The organism is Actinospica sp. (genome assembly GCF_035552695.1).
Taxonomy (GTDB): Bacteria; Actinomycetota; Actinomycetes; order Streptomycetales; family Catenulisporaceae; genus Actinospica.
On the sequence record NZ_DASZKT010000021.1, the window covers coordinates 24,458 to 42,114 of the forward strand.

Genomic DNA, 17,657 nt, shown 5'->3' on the forward strand with positions numbered 1-17,657 from the left:
GAGTCAGGGTGCGCAGGGCTGCGCACGCGTACGTTGAAGAAGGAGCGAGGGCTATGTCCGGCCACTCCAAGTGGGCGACCACCAAGCACAAGAAGGCCGTGATCGACGCCAAGCGCGGCAAGCTCTTCGCGAAGATGATCAAGAATATCGAGGTCGCGGCGCGCACCGGCGGCGGCGACCCGGCGGGCAACCCCACCCTGTTCGACGCGATCCAGAAGGCGAAGAAGAGCTCGGTCCCGAACGACAACATCGATCGCGCGGTCAAGCGCGGTTCGGGTGCCGAGGCCGGCGGCGCCGACTGGCAGACCATCATGTACGAGGGCTACGGCCCGAACGGCGTGGCGGTGCTGATCGAGTGCCTCACCGACAACCGCAACCGCGCCGCCTCCGAGGTGCGGGTGGCGATGACCCGCAACGGCGGTTCGATGGCCGACCCGGGTTCGGTCTCCTACCTGTTCGGACGCAAGGGCCAGGTCATCGTGCCCAAGGCGGACGGGGTGACCGAGGACGCGCTGCTCGAGGTGGTGCTCGAGCCGGGCGCCGAGGAGGTCAACGACATCGGCGAGGCCTTCGAGATCATCTCGGAGCCCGGCGACCTGATCCCGGTGCGTACCGCGCTGCAGGAGGCGAAGCTCGAGTACGACTCGGCCGAGTCCCCGTTCCTGCCGACCATGCAGATCGCGCTGGACGAAGAGGGCGCGCGCAAGATCTTCAAGCTGATCGACGTGCTCGAGGACAGCGACGACGTGCAGAACGTCTACGCGAACTTCGACGTCAGCGACGAGATCATGGCGGTCCTCGACGCGGAGTGACCCGCGCCCGGCGCGAGACTTCGTGGAGCTCGGCCTTCTTGATCGGTATTCTCGGTGGATGCCGATCCCGAAAGCCGAGCTCCATCTGCATGTCGAGGGCACCCTCGAGCCCGAACTCGCCTTCGCGCTGGCCGAGCGGAACGGTGTCGAGCTGCCCTTCGCGGACGCGGCCGCGCTGCGCGAGGCGTACGCATTCACGGATCTGCAGTCCTTCCTGGACTTGTACTACGAGCTCATGGCCGTGCTGCGGACCGAGCGCGACTTCTCCGACCTCGCCGACGCGTATCTGAGGCGTGCTCAGGCGGACGGCGTGCGTCACGCGGAGATCTTCTTCGATCCGCAGGCTCATATGGCGCGCGGTGTGGCGTTCGACGTTGTGGTCAACGGACTGCACGAGTCGCTTTCGACCAGTCGTGAGCGTTTCGGAATCGGCAGTGGCCTCATCCTGTGTTTTCTCCGCGATCAGTCGGCGGAGTCGGCCTTCGACACCCTCGCGGCGGCCGAGAAGCATCTCGACAAGATCATCGCGGTCGGTCTCGACTCCGCCGAGGTCGGCAATCCGCCCGCGAAGTTCGCCGCGGTCTTCGAGCGTGCCCGCGAAATGGGGCTGCGCTGCGTGGCGCACGCGGGGGAGGAGGGCCCGGCGGAGTACGTCTGGGAGGCGCTGGACGTGTTGAAAGTCGAGCGCATCGACCACGGCATCCGCTCCATGGACGACCCTGAGCTGGTCAAACGGCTGCGCGATGAGCGCGTTCCGCTGACGGTGTGCCCGTTCTCGAACGTGCGGCTGCGCGCCGTGGACCACCTCGGCTTCCACCCGCTCAAGCGCATGCTGGAGGCCGGGCTCGTCGCCACGGTGAACTCGGATGACCCGGCCTACTTCGGCGGCTACGTGCAGGAGAACCTCGACGGAGTCACGGCGGCGCTGGAACTGACCGATGATCAGATCTTCACGCTGGCCCGCAACTCCTTTGAGGCCGCGTTCATTGATGAAGAGACGCGTGCGGGCTACTTGAGTGAACTTGAGTCCAAATCCACGTGGTCGTCGACTGACTGACACCCGCGGCGCAGCTGATCGGCGTTCCGGAGGTCGGCGCGGCGGAGAGCAGCTGCGCGGCCACGGTGTTCGTGGTTCCGTTCGGCATGGTGAGCGAGATGAAGTCGAAAGCGACCACCGAACCGTGCGGCATCGCGTACCGGTTGATCTCGAACACCACATCGCTCGGGCTCGTCATATGAACGATGACCTTGCCCGAATCGATCACGCTCGCTCCGGCCCAGTTGCACGGCCAGACGATCCCGTGGGCGGTGGCGGGCTCGGAGTAGACCACAGCCGGGATCCCCGCCTCGGCGAGCAGCTTCGTCACCTCGGACTCGTTCATGAACTGATGGACGGTCAGCGTCACGACGCCGGTCTTCGCGTCCGTGTGCACGGAGAAGCCGGTCTAACGCCCGCAGCGGCGACGGCGGGCATCCTTGGCCGCCCGGTAGCACTCCGCGAAATCCTCTTCGGGTCTGTGGTCCACACCTCTCTCACGCACGGGCGTCAGTATTCGCTTACGGGTGTTCGCACGCGGTGTCCGACGGACCCGATAGATTGGCGGGATGCGCGTGCTCGGAGTTGACCCCGGCTTGACCCGGATGGGGATCGGGCTGGTGGACGGGCGGCTCGGCGCGCCGCTGACCATGGTCGCGGCCGGGGTCATCCGTACCCCGGCGGGTGCGCCGATCCACGAGCGCCTGCTCGGCATCGACGTGCAGATCGCGGAGTGGTTCGACGAGTATCAGCCCGACGCGGTCGCGGTGGAGCGGATGTTCGCGCAGGAGGGCGTGCGCACCATCATGGGTACGGCGCAGGCCGCGGGGGTCGCGATGGTCGCCGCCGCCCGGCGCGGTCTGCCGGTCGCGCTGCACACGCCCAGCGAGGTCAAGGCCGCGGTCACCGGGGACGGCCGGGCGCAGAAGGAGCAGGTCGCCGCGATGGTCGTGCGGGTGCTCAAACTCGCCGAGGCACCTAAACCGGTGGACGCGACCGACGCGTTGGCGCTGGCCATCTGCCATGTCTGGCGCGGCGGCGCGGCGGACCGGATCGCCGCGGCGATGGAAAGGCAGGGACTGTCGGCGGACTCCGGTAGCGTTCCGTTGCACAGGGCCAAAGGCAGGAATCGGCACAGTGGCTTCAGGTGATCTCGTCGGCGCAGCGAACGAAAGGTGTTGAAGCTTCAGGTGATCAGCTTCGTCGAGGGCGAGGTCGTCTCGCTCGTCCCGGAGGGAGCCGTCGTGCTGGTGGGCGGGGTGGGGCTGCTGGTGCACTGCAACCCGGACACGCTCGCCGAACTGACGCTCGGTCAGCCCGCGCGGCTGCACACGACGCTGATCGTGCGCGAGGACTCGCTCACGCTCTACGGCTTCGGCAGCGAGGACGAGCGCGTGGTGTTCGAGGTCGCGCAGACGGCCAGCGGGGTGGGGCCGCGCGTCGCGATGGCCATGCTCGCCACGCACCGGCCGGACACCCTGCGCACCGTCTTCGCCACCCAGGACGTCAAGGCGCTGACGCTCGTGCCGGGCATCGGGCCGAAGGGCGCGCAGAAGCTGCTCATCGAGCTCAAGGGCCGGCTCGGCGACCCGACCGGGAAGGTGCCGGCCGGGCGCAGCGGCGAGCCGCCGGCGCCGGGGGTCACGCCGTGGCGCGGCCAGCTGCTCGAGGCGCTGACCGGTCTCGGCTGGACCGCCCGCGACGCCGAGGGCGCACTGGCCGAGGTCGAGCCGCTGGCCGCCGAGTCCGAGGCGAGGGGCGAGAGCCCGCAACTTCCGGTTCTGCTACGCGCCGCGCTGCGCTCCATGCGCCGCTAGACGGGGGAAGCTGAGAGATGGAAAACCGGCTCGTGGACGGCGGGGCCGACTCCGAGGAGCGGGCCGCCGAGGCCGCGCTGCGCCCGAAGGCCCTCGCGGACTTCGTCGGCCAGCACAAGGTCCGCCAGCAGCTCGAACTCGTGCTGCACGGGGCCAAGGGCCGCGGCACCGCGCCCGACCACATCCTGCTGGCCGGCCCGCCGGGACTGGGCAAGACGACCCTGGCCATGATCATCGCCAACGAGCTCGGCACGCCGATCCGGATCACCTCGGGGCCGGCGATCCAGCACGCGGGGGACCTGGCCGCGATCCTCTCCTCGCTGACCGAGGGCGAGGTGCTCTTCCTCGACGAGATCCACCGGATGTCCCGGCCGGCCGAGGAGATGCTGTACATGGCGATGGAGGACTACCGCGTCGACGTGATCGTCGGCAAGGGGCCCGGGGCGACGGCGATCCCGCTGGAGCTGCCGCCGTTCACGCTGGTCGGCGCGACGACCAGGTCCGGGCTGCTGCCCGCGCCGCTGCGCGACCGCTTCGGCTTCACCGCGCACATGGAGTTCTACGAGCCGGCCGACCTGGAGCAGGTCGTGCACCGCTCGGCGCGGCTGCTCGACCTGGACGTCGACCTCGAGGCCGCCGCCGAGATCGCCTCGCGCTCCCGCGGCACCCCGCGCATCGCGAACCGGCTGCTGCGCCGGGTGCGCGACTTCGCCCAGGTCAAGGGGGACGGCCGGGGCACGGTCGGGGCGGCCCGCGCGGCGCTCGCGGTGTACGAGGTGGACGAGCGCGGGCTCGACCGGCTGGACCGGGCCGTGCTCGGTGCGCTGCTCAACCTGTTCCAGGGCGGGCCGGTGGGCCTGTCCACGCTGGCCGTGGCGATCGGCGAGGAGACCGACACGGTCGAGGAGGTGGCCGAGCCCTTCCTGGTCAGGCAGGGCCTGCTCGCGCGCACCCCGCGCGGCCGGATCGCGACCGCGGCGGCCTGGCGGCACCTCGACCTGCCGATGCCGCGTACCGCGCCCGGGGCGGGCCAGGAGACGCTGTTCCCGGAACCGGATCAGTAGGAGTCTGACATTCCCGCCCGCACGGGGGCCGGGGGTTTCCTGATAGCCGGTTAAGAAAACTCCCGTCGGCGGCGTGCCCGCGCAGGTGGGGGGCGGATGCGGGGACCGACTGCCGCGCAGGTGGACAGGGGCGACGTGAGCGGCTTTGCTGGTATCAGGCCACCGGCGGCCCTAACCGGCGGGTCACTGTTCGGCGAACATACGCATGCGCGGACGTTAGCCTGATTGTCTCGCCAAGTGTGACCGCATAGACTCCGCGTGACCTGGAGTGCCCGACCGCGTGCCGACGCGCTCCTCAACACCGACCGCAACCTGGTGCGCCAGGCGCGATCCCGGAAGAACAGCCGATAACCGTGACCCTGATTCTGATCTACGTAGTCGTCTTCGGCGCGTTGATGATCTTCATGACGACCCGTGGCCGCAAGCGGCAGGCCGCCCAGTCGAACGCCATGCAGTCCGCGCTCGCGGTCGGCGCCGAGGTGCGCACCATCGGCGGGCTCGTAGGCACCGTCACCGACCTGACCGACGAATACGTCCTCGTCGAGACGACGCCCGGGGTGAAGCTCAAGTTCACCAAGCAGGCCATCGCCGGCGTCATCACCCCCGAGGCCGAGGCGCTCGGCATCGAGCCGGACGCCGAGGTCGAGGAGTCGGAGACCGTCGAGGAGACCGCCGCGGAGCAGCAGCCCGAGGACGCCAAGGACGAGCAGAAGGTCTAAGGCCGGCGACGCCGACCGGACGGGGGTCGGGGGAGCGCGCCCACGGGGAACCGACCCGGCGCCGCCTCCGTCCTCATACCCGGGCGGAACGGACATACCGGCGTCATGAGCGGCCTCGGCGCGCGTCGTCCTGCCCACCGGACGCCGTCGCGCCAGTCCGCGATGTCATAACCGAGGAGACAAAAGGTGGCTGCGAAAAAGGCCCGGGGCAATAAGTACTCCGGCCTGCTCTCGACCAGGAGCCGGGGGGTGGCGGATCGGCGGTCCTGGCGGCCGCTGGCCGCGCTGGCGGTAATCCTGGTCGCCCTGTACGCGACGATGTTCGGCGTTCACGCCACGCACCCGCGGCTCGCGATCGACCTGGCCGGCGGCACCAGCGCGGTGTTCACCGCGGACCTGGCGAAGGGGTCCCCGTCGGCGGCCGACATGGGCCAGGCCGTGAACATCATGCAGGAGCGCGTCAACGGCTACGGCGTGAGCGAGGCGACGGTCACCCAGGAGGGCTCGAACACGATCGACGTCGAGATCCCCGGCCAGTACTCGCAGTCCACGGTGGACTCCATCGGCGCCACCGCCCACCTGTACTTCCGGCCGGTGGTGACCGAATCGGCGGGCACCCCCACGACCGCGTCGCCGAGCGCCTCGGCCTCGGGCTCCTCGACCGCCAAGGCCACCGGCTCCGCGTCCGCTTCGGCGAGCGCGACGAAGGCCAGTTCCTCGGCGAGCACCACCGCGAAGGCCAGCGGCCAGTCCGTGTCGGAGGCCGCCAAGCCCGACGCCGCGACGAGCAGCGCCTCCCCGGACACCACGGGCACCGCGTCGAATAGCGCGTCCGCCTCGAGTTCGAGCAGCGCCGCGTCGACCGCCGCCGCGAGCCCGGGCTCCAGCGCCCAGGCGCAGCAGGCGTACGCCGCGTTCCAGGCGCTGAACTGCAAGAACGGCTCGTACACCAAGACCGTGACCGCCGCCTCGCCGACCGCCTATCTGGCCACCTGCGGCATCGACGGCAACAAGTACCTGCTCGCGCCCTCGGTCATCGACGGCAAGGACGTCACCAACGCCACCGCGACGCCGGTGACCGCGAACGGCCTGCCCACCGGCGCCTACGAGGTCGTGCTCAGCTTCGACCCCACGGGCACCAAGGAGTTCTCCACCGAGACCTCGACGCTGTACTCGCAGTACTCCAGTCAGCAGGGCAACGGCCAGTTCGCCATCACCCTCGACGGCGTCGTGCAGTCCGCGCCCGCGGTCAACCAGGGCGCCATCACCACCGGCACCGCCTCGATCACCGGCTCGTTCTCGCAGTCCCAGGCCAGCCAGCTGGCCACCACGCTGAACTACGGTTCGCTGCCGCTGACGTTCGTGCAGAGCCAGGTCTCGATCGTCTCCCCGACGCTCGGTGGCTCCGAACTGCAGGGCGGTCTGATCGCCGGCGCGATCGGCCTCGGCCTGGTGTTCCTGTACGTGATCCTGTACTACCGCGGCCTGTCCGTGGCGGCGATCTCCAGCCTCGCGGTCGCGGCCGCGCTGACCTACTCGCTGGCGTGCCTGTTCGGGCCGCTGCTCGGGTTCACGCTGTCGCTGCCCGGCGTCGCCGGTCTGATCGTCGCGATCGGTATCACCGCCGACTCCTTCGTCGTGTTCTTCGAGCGTCTGCGCGACGAACTTCGCGAGGGCAGATCCGTGCGATCCGCGGTGCGGCACGCTTGGACGCGTGCCCGACGCACCGTCGTCGCGTCCGACCTCGTGACCCTGATCGCCGCCGTCGTGCTGTACCTGATGACGGTCGGCTCGGTGCAGGGCTTCGCGTTCACCCTGGGGCTGTCCACGGTGATCGACCTTGTCGTCATCTTCACGTTCACCGTGCCGGTCGTCACCCTGTTCGCCCGGACCGACTTCTTCGGCCACGGCCATCCATGGTCCGGACTCGACCCGGAGAGCCTCGGTTCGCCGAAGCAGCAGGGCCAGGGTCAGCGCTCCGGCGCGCGCAGCCGGATGACCATCGCGGAGCGGCGCAAGATGGAAGCAGAGACCGCCGCGGGCGGCGACGAGAACGCCGAGAACGACGAGCAGAGCGTGGAGGCCTGAGATGTCCCGGCTCGGTAATTTCAGCACGCTCGGCAACCGGCTCTACAGCGGCGAGACCGCGGTCGAGGTCGTCGGCCGCCGCAAGCGCTGGTTCGCGTCCTTCGGCATCGTGCTGCTGCTGGCCGTCCTCGGCCTGGGCGTGCGCGGGCTGCACTTCAGCGTGGACTTCACCGGCGGATCGGTGCTGACGGTGCCGACCCAGTCGCTGTCCACCACCGAGGCCACCTCGATCGCGGTGAACAACGGGGTCAGCGCCCCGGTCGTGCAGCAGCTCACGGTCACCACCGGCGGCGCGGGCCACGAGGTCACCGTCACCACGCCGGTCATCTCGGCGACGACCGAGAACACGCTCAAGGCCGACCTCGCAAAGGCGGCCGGGATCAGCGTCAACTCGATCACCGTGCAGACGGTCGGTGCGAGCTGGGGACACCAGGTCTCCAAGGACGCGATCGAGGCGCTGATCGTCTTCCTCGTCCTGGTCACGATCTATCTGGCGATCTTCTTCGAGTGGCAGATGGCCGTCGCGGCGCTCGCGTCGCTGCTCAACGTCATCGTGATCACTGTCGGCGTGTACGCGTGGTCCGGCCTAGAGGTCTCGCCGGCCACCGTCACCGGGTTCCTGACGATCCTCGGCTACGCGATCTACGACGCGGTCGTCGTGTTCGACAAGATCCGCGAGAACCGCAAGCAGTTCGTGGACACGGACCGGCTCTCGTACAACCGGGCCGCGAACCTGGCCGTGAACCAGACCCTGATGCGTTCGCTGAACACCTCGCTCATCGCGGTCATCCCGGTCATCGCGCTGATGATCGGTGGCGTGCTGTCCGAGGCCGTGGTGCTCCAGGACATCGCGCTCGCGCTGTTCGTCGGTATCGCCGCCGGCACCGTCTCCTCGATCCTGCTCGCGGCCCCGCTGCTGGTGTGGATCAAGGAGCGCAACCCGTCGGTCGCCGCGCACACCGCCAAGATGCGGGCCAAGGCGAAGAAGGAGGCGGCGCGCGCCGCCTCCGGCGCCGAGGACGCGCAGGTCCAGCAGGCCGTGCCGGTCGGCGCGCCCGACCCGGGACCGGTCGGCGCGGGCACGATCAAGATCGCCGGCCGGGTGCCCGCACCCGGCTCCGGGACGCCGCAGCGCGAGGTCCAGCCGCGCGGCAACCAGCGTCCGCAGCCACGGAGCAACAAGAAGAAGCGCTGAACACCGGCGCGTTCGACCCTCGCCCCCGGTTCCCGTGCGGAACCGGGGGCGAGGGCGTTTGCGCTCCGGCGGGGTTGGTAGTGTGCTGCGGTGACTGAGTCCACGCACGCCGCCCCGGCCGACACCGACCTGACCGCGCTGCTGAGCTCGCGGATCCGGGACGTGGCCGACTATCCGAAGCCCGGGATCGTCTTCAAGGACATCACCCCGCTGCTCGCCGACCCGGCCGCGTTCTCCGCGATGACCGGCGAGTTCATCCGGATCGGGCGCGAGCTCGGCGCGACGAAGGTGGTCGGGCTCGAGGCGCGCGGCTTCATCCTGGCCGCGCCGGTCGCGGTGTCCGGCGGCTTCGGCTTCGTGCCGGTGCGCAAGGCGGGCAAGCTGCCCGGCGAGGTCTACGCCGTGTCCTACCAGCTGGAATACGGCGAGGCCGTGCTGGAGATCCACCAGGACTCGTTCCAGCCGGGCGACCGGGTGCTGATCGTGGACGACGTGCTGGCCACCGGGGGCACCGCCGCGGCGGCCCTTCAGGCGATCGGCGAGTGCGGCGCGCAGACCGTCGGGGTGGCCGTGCTGCTGGAGCTGAGCTTCCTGCCCGGGCGGGCCAGGTTGGCCAAGGAGAGCCCGGTGTTGCCGGTGAAGTCCCTGCTCACGGTGTGATGGCGGGGAGGAATGCGGGCGGGGTGCGCCGGTGTTCTCATCACATGCTGTCTTGTGCGGCCGTGCACCGGATACCATGGGTGAACAGGCAGCGCTAGCTGGAACTCGAGGAGGCGGTGGCTTGACGACGACGCCGGAGGCCGAAGCGGCCACGACCGAGACGCGGCAGCCCGTGCCGCCGCGCCCGTCCGCCGCCGTGCCCGTTCCGGCCGGACCGTCGCAGCCGTCGCCCGCCGCGCCGCCGTCCGCGTCCACGCCGTCACAGGCCACCACCCCGCCTCAGCCGCAGAACGGACAGGCCGCGGCGTCCGCCGCGTCGAGCCCGCCCGCCGCGCAGCAGGTGCCGCTGCCCGTCACGCCGCGGCTGGTTCCGGTGCCGCCCGCGCCGACGCACCAGCCCTCCAGCCGCGTCCGGGCCAGGCTCGCGCGGCTCGGTGGCGCCCGCGCCGGGGGACCGAACCCGGTGCTCGAGCCGCTGTTCCGGATCGTGCGCGCCTCCGACCCGAAGGCCGACCTGCGGCTGCTCGAGCGCGCGTACCAGGTGGCCGAGAAGTACCACCGCGGCCAGCGGCGCAAGAGCGGCGACCCGTACATCACGCACCCGCTGTCGGTGACCACGATCCTGGCCGAGCTCGGCATGGACGTCCCGACGCTGTGCGCGGGCCTGCTGCACGACACCGTCGAGGACACCGACTACAGCCTGGACATGCTGCGCCGTGACTTCGGCGACACCGTCGCGCTGCTGGTGGACGGCGTGACCAAGCTGGACAAGGTCAAGCTCGGCGAGGCGGCGCAGGCCGAGACCGTGCGCAAGATGGTCGTGGCCATGGCCAGGGACATCAGGGTCCTGGTCATCAAGCTCGCCGACCGGCTGCACAACATGCGCACGATGCGCTACATGAAGCGGGAGAAGCAGGAGCAGAAGTCCCGCGAGACCCTGGAGATCTACGCCCCGCTGGCGCACCGGCTGGGCATGAACACGATCAAGTGGGAGCTCGAGGACCTCGCTTTCGCGATCCTCTACCCGAAGATGTACGACGAGATCGTGCACCTGGTCGCGGAGCGCGCGCCCAAGCGCGAGGAGTTCCTGGCGCAGGTCACCGACATCGTCCAGGGCGACCTGCACTCGGCCAGGATCAAGGCGACGGTGACCGGCCGGCCGAAGCACTACTACTCGGTCTACCAGAAGATGATCGTGCGCGGCCGGGACTTCGCCGACATCTACGACCTGGTCGGTATCAGGGTCCTGGTCGAGTCGGTGCGCGACTGCTACGCGGCGCTCGGCACGATCCACGCGCGGTGGAATCCGGTCCCCGGCCGGTTCAAGGACTACATCGCGATGCCCAAGTTCAACATGTACCAGTCGCTGCACACGACGGTCATCGGGCCCGAGGGCAAGCCGGTCGAGCTGCAGATCCGCACGCACTCGATGCACCGGCGCGCGGAGTACGGCGTGGCCGCGCACTGGAAGTACAAGGAGGACGGGCGCTCCGGCGGCTCCGGCACGAAGACCGCGGACGCGGGCCCCGCCGGCGACATGGCCTGGCTGCGGCAGCTGCTGGACTGGCAGCGCGAGACCGCCGACCCCGGCGAGTTCCTGGACGCGCTGCGCTTCGACCTGTCCGCCTCCGAGGTGTACGTCTTCACGCCGAAGGGCGACGTGGTCCCGCTGCCGTCGGGCTCGACGCCGGTGGACTTCGCGTACGCAGTGCACACCGAGGTCGGCCACCACTGCATCGGCGCGCGGGTCAACGGCAGGCTCGTGCCGCTGGAGTCCAAGCTGGACAACGGCGACGTCGTCGAGATCTTCACCTCGAAGGCGCCGAACGCGGGCCCGAGCCGGGACTGGCTGGGCTTCGTCGCCTCGCCGCGCGCCCGCAACAAGATCCGCGCGCATTTCACCAAGGAGCGCCGCGAGGAGGCGATCGAGCAGGGCCGCGAGGCGATCGCGAAGGCCATCAGGAAGCAGGGCCTGCCGCTGCAGCGCCTGCTGTCCAGCGAGGCGCTGTCCTCGATCGCGCTCGACCTGCACCACGCGGACATCTCCGCGCTGTACGCGGCCGTGGGCGAGAACCACGTCTCCGCGCAGTCGGTCGTGCAGCGGCTGCTGCAGACGCTCGGCGGCGAGGAGGGCGCGGAGGAGGACCTCGCGGAGTCGACGCTGCCGACGCTCCCCGGCGAGCGCCGGGAGCGCAAGCGTTCCGCCGGTGATCCGGGCGTGCTGGTCAAGGGCGTGGACGACGTCTGGGTCAAGCTATCCCGCTGTTGCACGCCGGTCCCGGGCGACCCCATCCTCGGCTTCGTCACCCGCGGCAACGGCGTCTCGGTGCACCGCGCGGACTGCACGAACATCGCGGCGCTCAAGGCCCAGCCGGAACGCATGCTCGAGGTCGAATGGGCCCCGACCGCGTCCTCGGTCTTCCTCGTCTCGATCCAGATCGAGGCCCTCGACCGGGCCCGGCTGCTGTCCGACGTGACCAGGGTGCTCTCCGACCAGCACGTCAACATCCTGTCGGCGACGGTCAACACCTCCCGCGACCGCGTCGCGACGAGCCGGTTCACCTTCGAGATGGGCGACCCGAAGCACCTCGGCCACGTCCTGAAGGCCGTGCGCAGCATCGAGGGCGTCTACGACGTGTACCGGGTCTGATACCGGTACCGCGCTCGCTCAGGCCGTCGCGGTCCGCTGGGCGCGGGCACGCGAGCGCACGTGGTCGACGTAGCGCATCGTGAAGATCAACGGAACGGCGAAGGCCGCCGCCTGCACGACGACGCGGCCGAAGGCGGAGCCGTGCGCCAGGGCGGCCAGGCCGATGCAGGCTACGACGAAGGACGCGGCCCACACGGCTGAGATGATCATGTTGGTGCGCAGGAAGAGCGGGTTGTCCCAGGCCTCGCGCGGCATGCTCTGCCGCGCCACGCCGAGAGTGAACGGCTTGCGGACCAGCAGCGACCCCAGGGCGATCGCCCCGAGCGCGCCCGAGGCCATCGCCGAGACGTAGGTGTGCAGCGCCGTGTTCGGGTCGGCGAACGCGAGCGCGGTGAGCGCGGCGAAGTAGACGCTCGTGCCGATCTCTATGATCTGCGCGTCCAAGGGCAGGATCCGGAGCTCGGCCGACTGGCCGACGCCGGCCTGCTCTCGGTCTCCGACGAGGGGCCGCGCGGCCGCAAGGAGTACGCGCTGACCGAGGCCGGCCACGCCGAACTGCGGCACTGGCTGCTCGAGACAGAACCCGAACTGCATCCGCGCAGCGAGTCGCTGCTGCGGATCTTCCTGCTCGGCGCGCTCGGCCGCGAGGAGTCGGAGGGCTACCTGCGCTGGCTCGTCGGCGCGTCCGGCGAGGAGGTCGGCAAGCTCGACGCGCTCTGGGCCACCACCGGCGACTGGCCCGACACCGACCTGGCCGAGTTCAGCCGGCTGGCATTGGAGTTCGGCAGGCGGCTTTGGGTGATGACCGAGGAATGGGCCGGCTGGGCGGCCGACGAGGTCGCGGCGCGCACCCGCGCCAAGCAGGCCGGGGAGGCGGAAGCGGCCGGATAGGCCGGAGGGCCGCCTCCACGGATGGAGACGGCCCTCGGAAAAGTCCGCGACATTCGGCCGACCGGGTGAGGATCCCTCCCGGTTCGCCGACCTAACGGGTGAACTCGGCGAGCGCGGCCTGGGCCTGCTCGAGCCACTCGCGGCGGGCGCTGATGGCGGCCTCGGCGTCGGCGGTCTTCCGGGCGTTGCCGGAGGCCTTGGCCTTCTCCAGCTCCTTCTCGAACTTCTCGATGGAGACCTCGAGCTGGCGCACGGTCGCCTCGGCGCGGGCGCGGGCCTCGGGGTTGGTGCGCTGCCATTCGGCCTGCTCGGCCTCGGCCACGGCGCGTTCGACGTCGCGCAGCTGGCCCTCGATCTTGCCCTTGGCGTCGCGCGGGACGGGGCCGACCTCCTCCCAGCGCTCCTGCAGGCTGCGCAGCGCGGACTTGGCCGACTTCAGGTCCGTCACCGGGAGCAGCGCCTGCGCCTCGACCAGCAGTTCCTGCTTGCGCGCGAGGTTCTCCTTGAAGCCGGCGTCGCGCTTGTCCAGGTCGGCGTTGCGAGCAGCGAAAAAGCCGTCCTGCGCGGCCTTGAACCTGACCCACAGCTTGTCCTCGACCTCGCGCTGGGCGTGGCCGGCCTTCTTCCAGCGCGCCATCAGGTCGCGGAAGCCCTGGGCGATCTCGGCCCAGTCGGACGGCTGGTTGATCGGCTGGCCGGCCAGCTCCTCGGCCTCCTCGACCAGCTCCTCCTTGCGGCCCTTGGCCACATCGCGCTCCGCGTCGAGCTCGGCGAAGTGGGCCTTGCGGCGCTTGGCGAACGCGGAGCGGGCCGCGGCGAAGCGGTTCCACAGCTCGTCGTCGCTCTTCCGGTCGAGCCGCGGGACGGCCTTCCACTCGTCGACCAGGGCGCGCAGCCGCTCGCCGGTGGACTTCCACTGCCCGGACTCGGACAGCTGCTCGGCCTCGGTGACGATCGCCTCCTTGCGCACGGCGGCCTCGGCGAGCTCCTTGGCGCGGGCCTCCTTGCGGGCGCTGCGGCGCTGCTCGGCGAGCTCGTCGAGCTTGTCGAGGCGGCCGAGCAGGGCGTCCAGGTCGCCGATGGCGTGCGCGTCGGTGATCGCCGTGCGCAGTTCCGTGATCGAGCCCGCGGAATCCTTGCCGTCCCCGCGCAGCCGCCGTTCGAGCAGGTCGACCTTCGTCTTCAGACCGTCGTACCGCGTCTGGTAGAACGTCAGCCCCTCCTGCGGGGTGCCCGCGGCCCAGTTGCCGATCTCGTGCTCCCCGTCGGCCCTGCGCACGTACACGGTCCCGTCGGCCGCCACCCGACCCCAGGGGCAGACGGCCTCGACCGCCGGACTCGCGGCGGGCGCGGTCTCGGCCGCGCCGGTCGCCGGGGTGGTGGCCTGCTCGCCGTCGGACACGGTAGTCCTCCTACGTTCAAAACGGACGGACTCCCGCCCGCACCGGGAACTCTACATGCGAGTCACGGACGGACGGGAGGGTGAATCCCGCAAAAGTGCATTCCGTCCTACGAGACGGTGACCTTCTCGATCGTGGTCGCGTCCTTCGGCGCGGTGTTCCCGGTGCTGTCCGCGGCCTGCGCGCCGGCGTTGCCGATCGTCTGCAGGATGTCCAGGCCCTTGGTGATCGTGCCCCACGGCGTGTAGCTCGGCGCGAGCGTGGAGTCCTTGCCGACCAGGAAGAACTGGCTGCCGTTGGTGCCGGGGCCGGCGTTGGCCATCGCCACGGTGCCCGCCTTGTAGGTCGCCGAGCTGCCGGTGCCGAGCGAGGCGAGGTTCTCGTCCTGGAACGCGTAGCCGGGGGTGCCGCCGCCGCTGCCGGTCGGGTCGCCGCACTGCAGCATGAACAGGCCGCTCGCCCACACCAGGCGGTGGCACTTGGTGTTGGTGTAGTAGCCCTTCTCGGCCAGGTAGACGAAGGACTCCACGGTGTACGGCGCGTTCTTGCCGTCCGCGGTGAACACGATGTCGCCGTGGTTGGTGGTCAGCGTCACCGTGTAGTCCTTGGCGGCCGCCGCGCTGTACGTCGGTACGCCGATGCCACTCTTCGCCGCGGTGCCGCAGGCGTGGTAGCCCTTCGTCTCTGCGGCGACGCTGCCGGCCGCGGTGCACGCGTTGGCACTCGACGCGGCGCTCGCCGTGGCGGAGGGTGTCGACGAGGCGGCGGTCTTCGTGGAGGGGGAACTGGAGGTCGCCAGCACGCCCGCCACCACGGCGGCGACCACCGCGATCGCCGCGATGCTGCTGACCACGGCGATGCGCTGCCTGCGCTGCGTCGCCCGGCGCTTCTTCTGAATCTTGGCTTGCACCCGCTCGTAGCGGGCCCGCTCCAGTGCCCGCTGGCGGTCCTTCGTGCTGGCCACGTCAGTGTCTCCTCGTCAAGTCCGCGCTGTTCGTCCGGTCATGCCCGACGGCCCCGCACGCAGTGTACGGGGAGAGTTCGAAATCGCTGAGGGGAGCGGGATATTGACGCGCTGATTGTTACCGGTTAGCTAAGCTCCTCTGCTCGCCGGTAGTCTGGTCGCGACGTCATACTCAGGCGACTATCCGTAGAAATCAGGACGCACGTTGCTTATCGCAGGGTTCCCGGCAGGCAGCTTCGGCACGAATTGTTATGTCATCGCGCCCGCTGCGGGCGAGCGCTGCGTGGTGGTGGACCCCGGCCAGGAGGCCGTGGACGGCGTGGCCGAGATCCTTCGCACGCACCGGCTGCGGCCCGCCGCCGTCGTGCTGACCCACGGCCACCTGGACCACATGTGGTCGGTGGCCCCGGTCTGCGGCGCGCACGATGTGCCCGCCTACATCCACCCGGCCGACCGCTTCATGCTGGCCGATCCGCTCAAGGGCGTCTCCGCGCAGTTCGCCGCGTTCGTCGGGGGCACCACGTTCACCGAGCCGGACGAGGTGCGCGAGCTGGCCGACGGCGGAGCGCTGGGCCTCGCCGGCGTGCTCGGCTTCGATCTCGTCGTGGACCACGCGCCCGGCCATACCAAGGGGTCGGTGACCTTCACGTTGCCGCGCCTGGACGCCGCCGGGGATCCGGACGTGCTGTTCAGCGGCGACCTGCTGTTCGCCGGCTCCATCGGCCGCAGCGACCTGCCCGGCGGGGATCCGGTGGAACTCGACGAGTCCCTGGCCCGCGTCGTGCTGCCGCGCCCGGACGACACGATCGTGCTGCCGGGGCACGGCGGCGAAACCACGATCGGCCGGGAGCGCGCGTCGAATCCGTTCCTCAGGGGATTGAGGAACGTCGATTCCGCGCGTCCCGGGCTGTAGCAGTCTTCCCAGACCTGAGACGAAACGAGCATCAGAGCCATGAGCACCTTTCGGGCGCCGAAGGGCACCTTCGACCTGATCCCGCCGGACTCCGCCGCCTTCCTGGCGGTGCGCGAGGCGATCTCGCGGACCGTGCGGCTGGCCGGGTACCAGTACGTCGAGACGCCCGTCTTCGAGGACACGGCCCTGTTCAAGCGGGGTGTCGGCGAGTCGACCGACATCGTGAACAAGGAGATGTACACCTTCACCACCCAGGGCGGGGACTCGGTGACGCTGCGGCCGGAGGGCACCGCCTCGGTGCTGCGGGCCGCGCTGCAGGCGAATCTGCACAAGGCCGGGCAGCTGCCGGTGAAGCTCTACTATTCGGGTTCCTACTTCCGGTACGAGAAGCCGCAGAAGGGCCGCTACCGGCACTTCTCCCAGGTCGGTGCGGAGGCGCTGGGCGCGCAGGACCCGCAGCTCGACGCCGAGCTGATCATCCTCGCGGTGGACGCCTACCGCCGGCTCGGGCTGAAGAACGTCAGGCTTCTGCTGAACACGCTGGGGGACGCGACCTGCCGTCCGGTCTACCGCGCCGCCCTGCAGGACTTCCTGCGCGAGCTCGACCTGGACGAGGCGACCCGCGCGCGCATCGAGATCAACCCGCTCCGGGTGCTCGACGACAAGCGCGCCGACGTGCAGGCGCAGCTGACCGGCGCGCCGCGGATCGCGGACTACCTGTGCGCGGACTGCAAGGCGTACCACGACGAGGTGCGCGAGCTGCTGACCGGCGCGGGTGTCGAGTTCACCGATGACCCCAGGCTCGTACGCGGCCTTGACTACTACACCCGCACCACCTTCGAGTTCGTGCACGACGGTCTCGGATCGCAGTCCGCGGTCGGCGGCGGCGGGCGGTACGACGGCCTGTCCGAACTGCTCGGCGGTCCTTCGCTGCCCTCTGTCGGCTGGGCGCTCGGTGTGGACCGCATCGTGCTCGCGATGGAGGCCGAGGGCGTGCTCGAGCGCGAGACGGCGCGTGTCGACGTCTTCGCGGTGCCGCTGAACGACGAGGCGCGCCGGCTGTTCTTCGGGGTGCTCACCGAGCTGCGCCGGCTGGGCGTGAGCGCGGACACCGTGTTCGGCACGCGCGGGCTGAAGGGCGCGATGAAGGCCGCGGACCGCTCCGGCGCGCGTTACGCTCTGGTCGCCGGCGAGCGCGACCTCGCCGAGAACGTGGTCCAGCTCAAGGACCTGGTCAGCGGGGAGCAGTCCCCGGTGGCCGTCGACCAGATCATTCCGACGATCAAGGAGAAGCTGTCGTGATCCGCACGCGCGAGGCGGGGTCCCTCAGGGCCGCCGACGCAGGCACTACCGTCACCCTGGCCGGGTGGGTGGCCCGGCGTCGCGATCACGGCGGCGTCACGTTCCTCGACCTGCGCGACGGCTCCGGCGTCGTGCAGGTCGTGGTG

Annotated in this window: 18 protein-coding genes; 14 read left to right on the forward strand and 4 right to left on the reverse strand. The window is 70.3% G+C overall.

Annotated features, from left to right (window positions below; translation table 11 throughout):
* The first annotated feature begins 53 nt into the window (after nt 1-53).
* On the forward strand, nt 54-812 hold the full coding sequence (locus tag VG296_RS03495; protein ID WP_325562966.1) for a YebC/PmpR family DNA-binding transcriptional regulator: 759 nt from the start codon (nt 54-56) through the stop codon (nt 810-812).
* Nucleotides 813-870: 58 nt separating this feature from the next.
* Nucleotides 871-1,869 carry an adenosine deaminase gene (locus VG296_RS03500; protein ID WP_325562968.1) on the forward strand — a complete coding sequence of 333 codons (999 nt, stop codon included), beginning with the start codon at nt 871-873 and terminating at the stop codon, nt 1,867-1,869.
* Here VG296_RS03500 and VG296_RS03505 read toward each other — a convergent pair.
* Nucleotides 1,796-2,245: a hypothetical protein gene (locus VG296_RS03505; RefSeq protein ID WP_325562969.1), complete on the reverse strand. Its 450-nt coding sequence runs from the start codon at nt 2,243-2,245 to the stop codon at nt 1,796-1,798. The genes VG296_RS03500 and VG296_RS03505 overlap by 74 nt on opposite strands.
* 172 nt (nt 2,246-2,417) lie before the next feature.
* Here VG296_RS03505 and ruvC point away from each other — a divergent pair, with 172 nt between their 5' ends.
* The 8 genes from ruvC to VG296_RS03545 all read left to right on the forward strand — a co-directional run bounded on the left by ruvC (nt 2,418) and on the right by VG296_RS03545 (nt 12,041).
* A complete protein-coding gene (gene ruvC / locus VG296_RS03510) occupies nt 2,418-2,999 on the forward strand; it encodes a crossover junction endodeoxyribonuclease RuvC (RefSeq protein WP_325562971.1) in 582 nt (193 codons plus the stop codon).
* A gap of 39 nt (nt 3,000-3,038) precedes the next feature.
* Nucleotides 3,039-3,665, forward strand: coding sequence for a Holliday junction branch migration protein RuvA (gene ruvA, locus VG296_RS03515; RefSeq protein ID WP_349259447.1), 627 nt, complete (start codon nt 3,039-3,041; stop codon nt 3,663-3,665).
* A 17-nt stretch (nt 3,666-3,682) separates the two neighbouring features.
* A complete protein-coding gene (gene ruvB, locus VG296_RS03520; protein ID WP_325562976.1) occupies nt 3,683-4,729 on the forward strand; it encodes a Holliday junction branch migration DNA helicase RuvB in 1,047 nt (348 codons plus the stop codon).
* Nucleotides 4,730-5,082: 353 nt separating this feature from the next.
* Nucleotides 5,083-5,448, forward strand: a complete 366-nt coding sequence (gene yajC / locus VG296_RS03525; RefSeq protein ID WP_325562978.1) for a preprotein translocase subunit YajC — start codon at nt 5,083-5,085, stop codon at nt 5,446-5,448.
* A 186-nt stretch (nt 5,449-5,634) separates the two neighbouring features.
* Nucleotides 5,635-7,536 (forward strand): protein translocase subunit SecD, encoded by a 1,902-nt coding sequence (gene secD / locus VG296_RS03530; RefSeq protein WP_325562980.1) that lies wholly within the window; start codon nt 5,635-5,637, stop codon nt 7,534-7,536.
* A 1-nt stretch (nt 7,537) separates the two neighbouring features.
* Nucleotides 7,538-8,731 (forward strand): protein translocase subunit SecF, encoded by a 1,194-nt coding sequence (gene secF / locus VG296_RS03535; protein ID WP_325562982.1) that lies wholly within the window; start codon nt 7,538-7,540, stop codon nt 8,729-8,731.
* Between the two features lie 90 nt (nt 8,732-8,821).
* The gene (locus tag VG296_RS03540; protein ID WP_325562984.1) at nt 8,822-9,391 is read left to right on the forward strand and encodes an adenine phosphoribosyltransferase; all 570 of its coding nucleotides are present in this window, start codon (nt 8,822-8,824) and stop codon (nt 9,389-9,391) included.
* 76 nt (nt 9,392-9,467) lie between these two features.
* Nucleotides 9,468-12,041 (forward strand): bifunctional (p)ppGpp synthetase/guanosine-3',5'-bis(diphosphate) 3'-pyrophosphohydrolase, encoded by a 2,574-nt coding sequence (locus VG296_RS03545; RefSeq protein WP_349259446.1) that lies wholly within the window; start codon nt 9,468-9,470, stop codon nt 12,039-12,041.
* A gap of 18 nt (nt 12,042-12,059) precedes the next feature.
* Here the strand turns inward: VG296_RS03545 and VG296_RS03550 are convergent, their stop codons facing one another.
* Nucleotides 12,060-12,380 carry a hypothetical protein gene (locus tag VG296_RS03550; protein WP_325562988.1) on the reverse strand — a complete coding sequence of 107 codons (321 nt, stop codon included), beginning with the start codon at nt 12,378-12,380 and terminating at the stop codon, nt 12,060-12,062.
* 15 nt (nt 12,381-12,395) lie between these two features.
* Between VG296_RS03550 and VG296_RS03555 the strand changes: the two genes are divergently transcribed.
* Nucleotides 12,396-12,932: a PadR family transcriptional regulator gene (locus tag VG296_RS03555; RefSeq protein ID WP_325562990.1), complete on the forward strand. Its 537-nt coding sequence runs from the start codon at nt 12,396-12,398 to the stop codon at nt 12,930-12,932.
* Between the two features lie 91 nt (nt 12,933-13,023).
* Here the strand turns inward: VG296_RS03555 and VG296_RS03560 are convergent, their stop codons facing one another.
* Both VG296_RS03560 and VG296_RS03565 read right to left on the reverse strand, forming a co-directional pair.
* Nucleotides 13,024-14,235, reverse strand: a complete 1,212-nt coding sequence (locus VG296_RS03560) for a DUF349 domain-containing protein (RefSeq protein ID WP_414641046.1) — start codon at nt 14,233-14,235, stop codon at nt 13,024-13,026.
* Nucleotides 14,236-14,441: 206 nt separating this feature from the next.
* Nucleotides 14,442-15,296 (reverse strand): peptidylprolyl isomerase, encoded by an 855-nt coding sequence (locus tag VG296_RS03565; RefSeq protein WP_325562994.1) that lies wholly within the window; start codon nt 15,294-15,296, stop codon nt 14,442-14,444.
* 205 nt (nt 15,297-15,501) lie between these two features.
* Between VG296_RS03565 and VG296_RS03570 the strand changes: the two genes are divergently transcribed.
* The 3 genes from VG296_RS03570 to VG296_RS03580 all read left to right on the forward strand — a co-directional run.
* Nucleotides 15,502-16,209, forward strand: a complete 708-nt coding sequence (locus tag VG296_RS03570; RefSeq protein WP_325562996.1) for an MBL fold metallo-hydrolase — start codon at nt 15,502-15,504, stop codon at nt 16,207-16,209.
* Between the two features lie 39 nt (nt 16,210-16,248).
* Nucleotides 16,249-17,511 (forward strand): histidine--tRNA ligase, encoded by a 1,263-nt coding sequence (gene hisS, locus VG296_RS03575; RefSeq protein ID WP_325562998.1) that lies wholly within the window; start codon nt 16,249-16,251, stop codon nt 17,509-17,511.
* A partial coding sequence (locus VG296_RS03580) for an OB-fold nucleic acid binding domain-containing protein (RefSeq protein WP_325563000.1) occupies nt 17,508-17,657 on the forward strand: 150 nt, incomplete at its 3' end. The genes hisS and VG296_RS03580, both read left to right, overlap by 4 nt.

What these genes read in the sequence shown, in the direction of transcription:
- VG296_RS03500 (WP_325562968.1), top strand. Translation starts at nt 871, where the DNA reads ATGCCGATCCCGAAAGCCGAGCTCCATCTGCATGTCGAGGGCACCCTC.
- ruvC (WP_325562971.1), top strand. Translation starts at nt 2,418, where the DNA reads ATGCGCGTGCTCGGAGTTGACCCCGGCTTGACCCGGATGGGGATCGGG.
- hisS (WP_325562998.1), top strand. Translation starts at nt 16,249, where the DNA reads ATGAGCACCTTTCGGGCGCCGAAGGGCACCTTCGACCTGATCCCGCCG.
- ruvB (WP_325562976.1), top strand. Translation starts at nt 3,683, where the DNA reads ATGGAAAACCGGCTCGTGGACGGCGGGGCCGACTCCGAGGAGCGGGCC.
- secF (WP_325562982.1), top strand. Translation starts at nt 7,538, where the DNA reads ATGTCCCGGCTCGGTAATTTCAGCACGCTCGGCAACCGGCTCTACAGC.
- VG296_RS03495 (WP_325562966.1), top strand. Translation starts at nt 54, where the DNA reads ATGTCCGGCCACTCCAAGTGGGCGACCACCAAGCACAAGAAGGCCGTG.
- VG296_RS03545 (WP_349259446.1), top strand. Translation starts at nt 9,468, where the DNA reads ATGGGTGAACAGGCAGCGCTAGCTGGAACTCGAGGAGGCGGTGGCTTG.
- VG296_RS03550 (WP_325562988.1), bottom strand. Translation starts at nt 12,380, where the DNA reads ATGGCCTCGGGCGCGCTCGGGGCGATCGCCCTGGGGTCGCTGCTGGTC.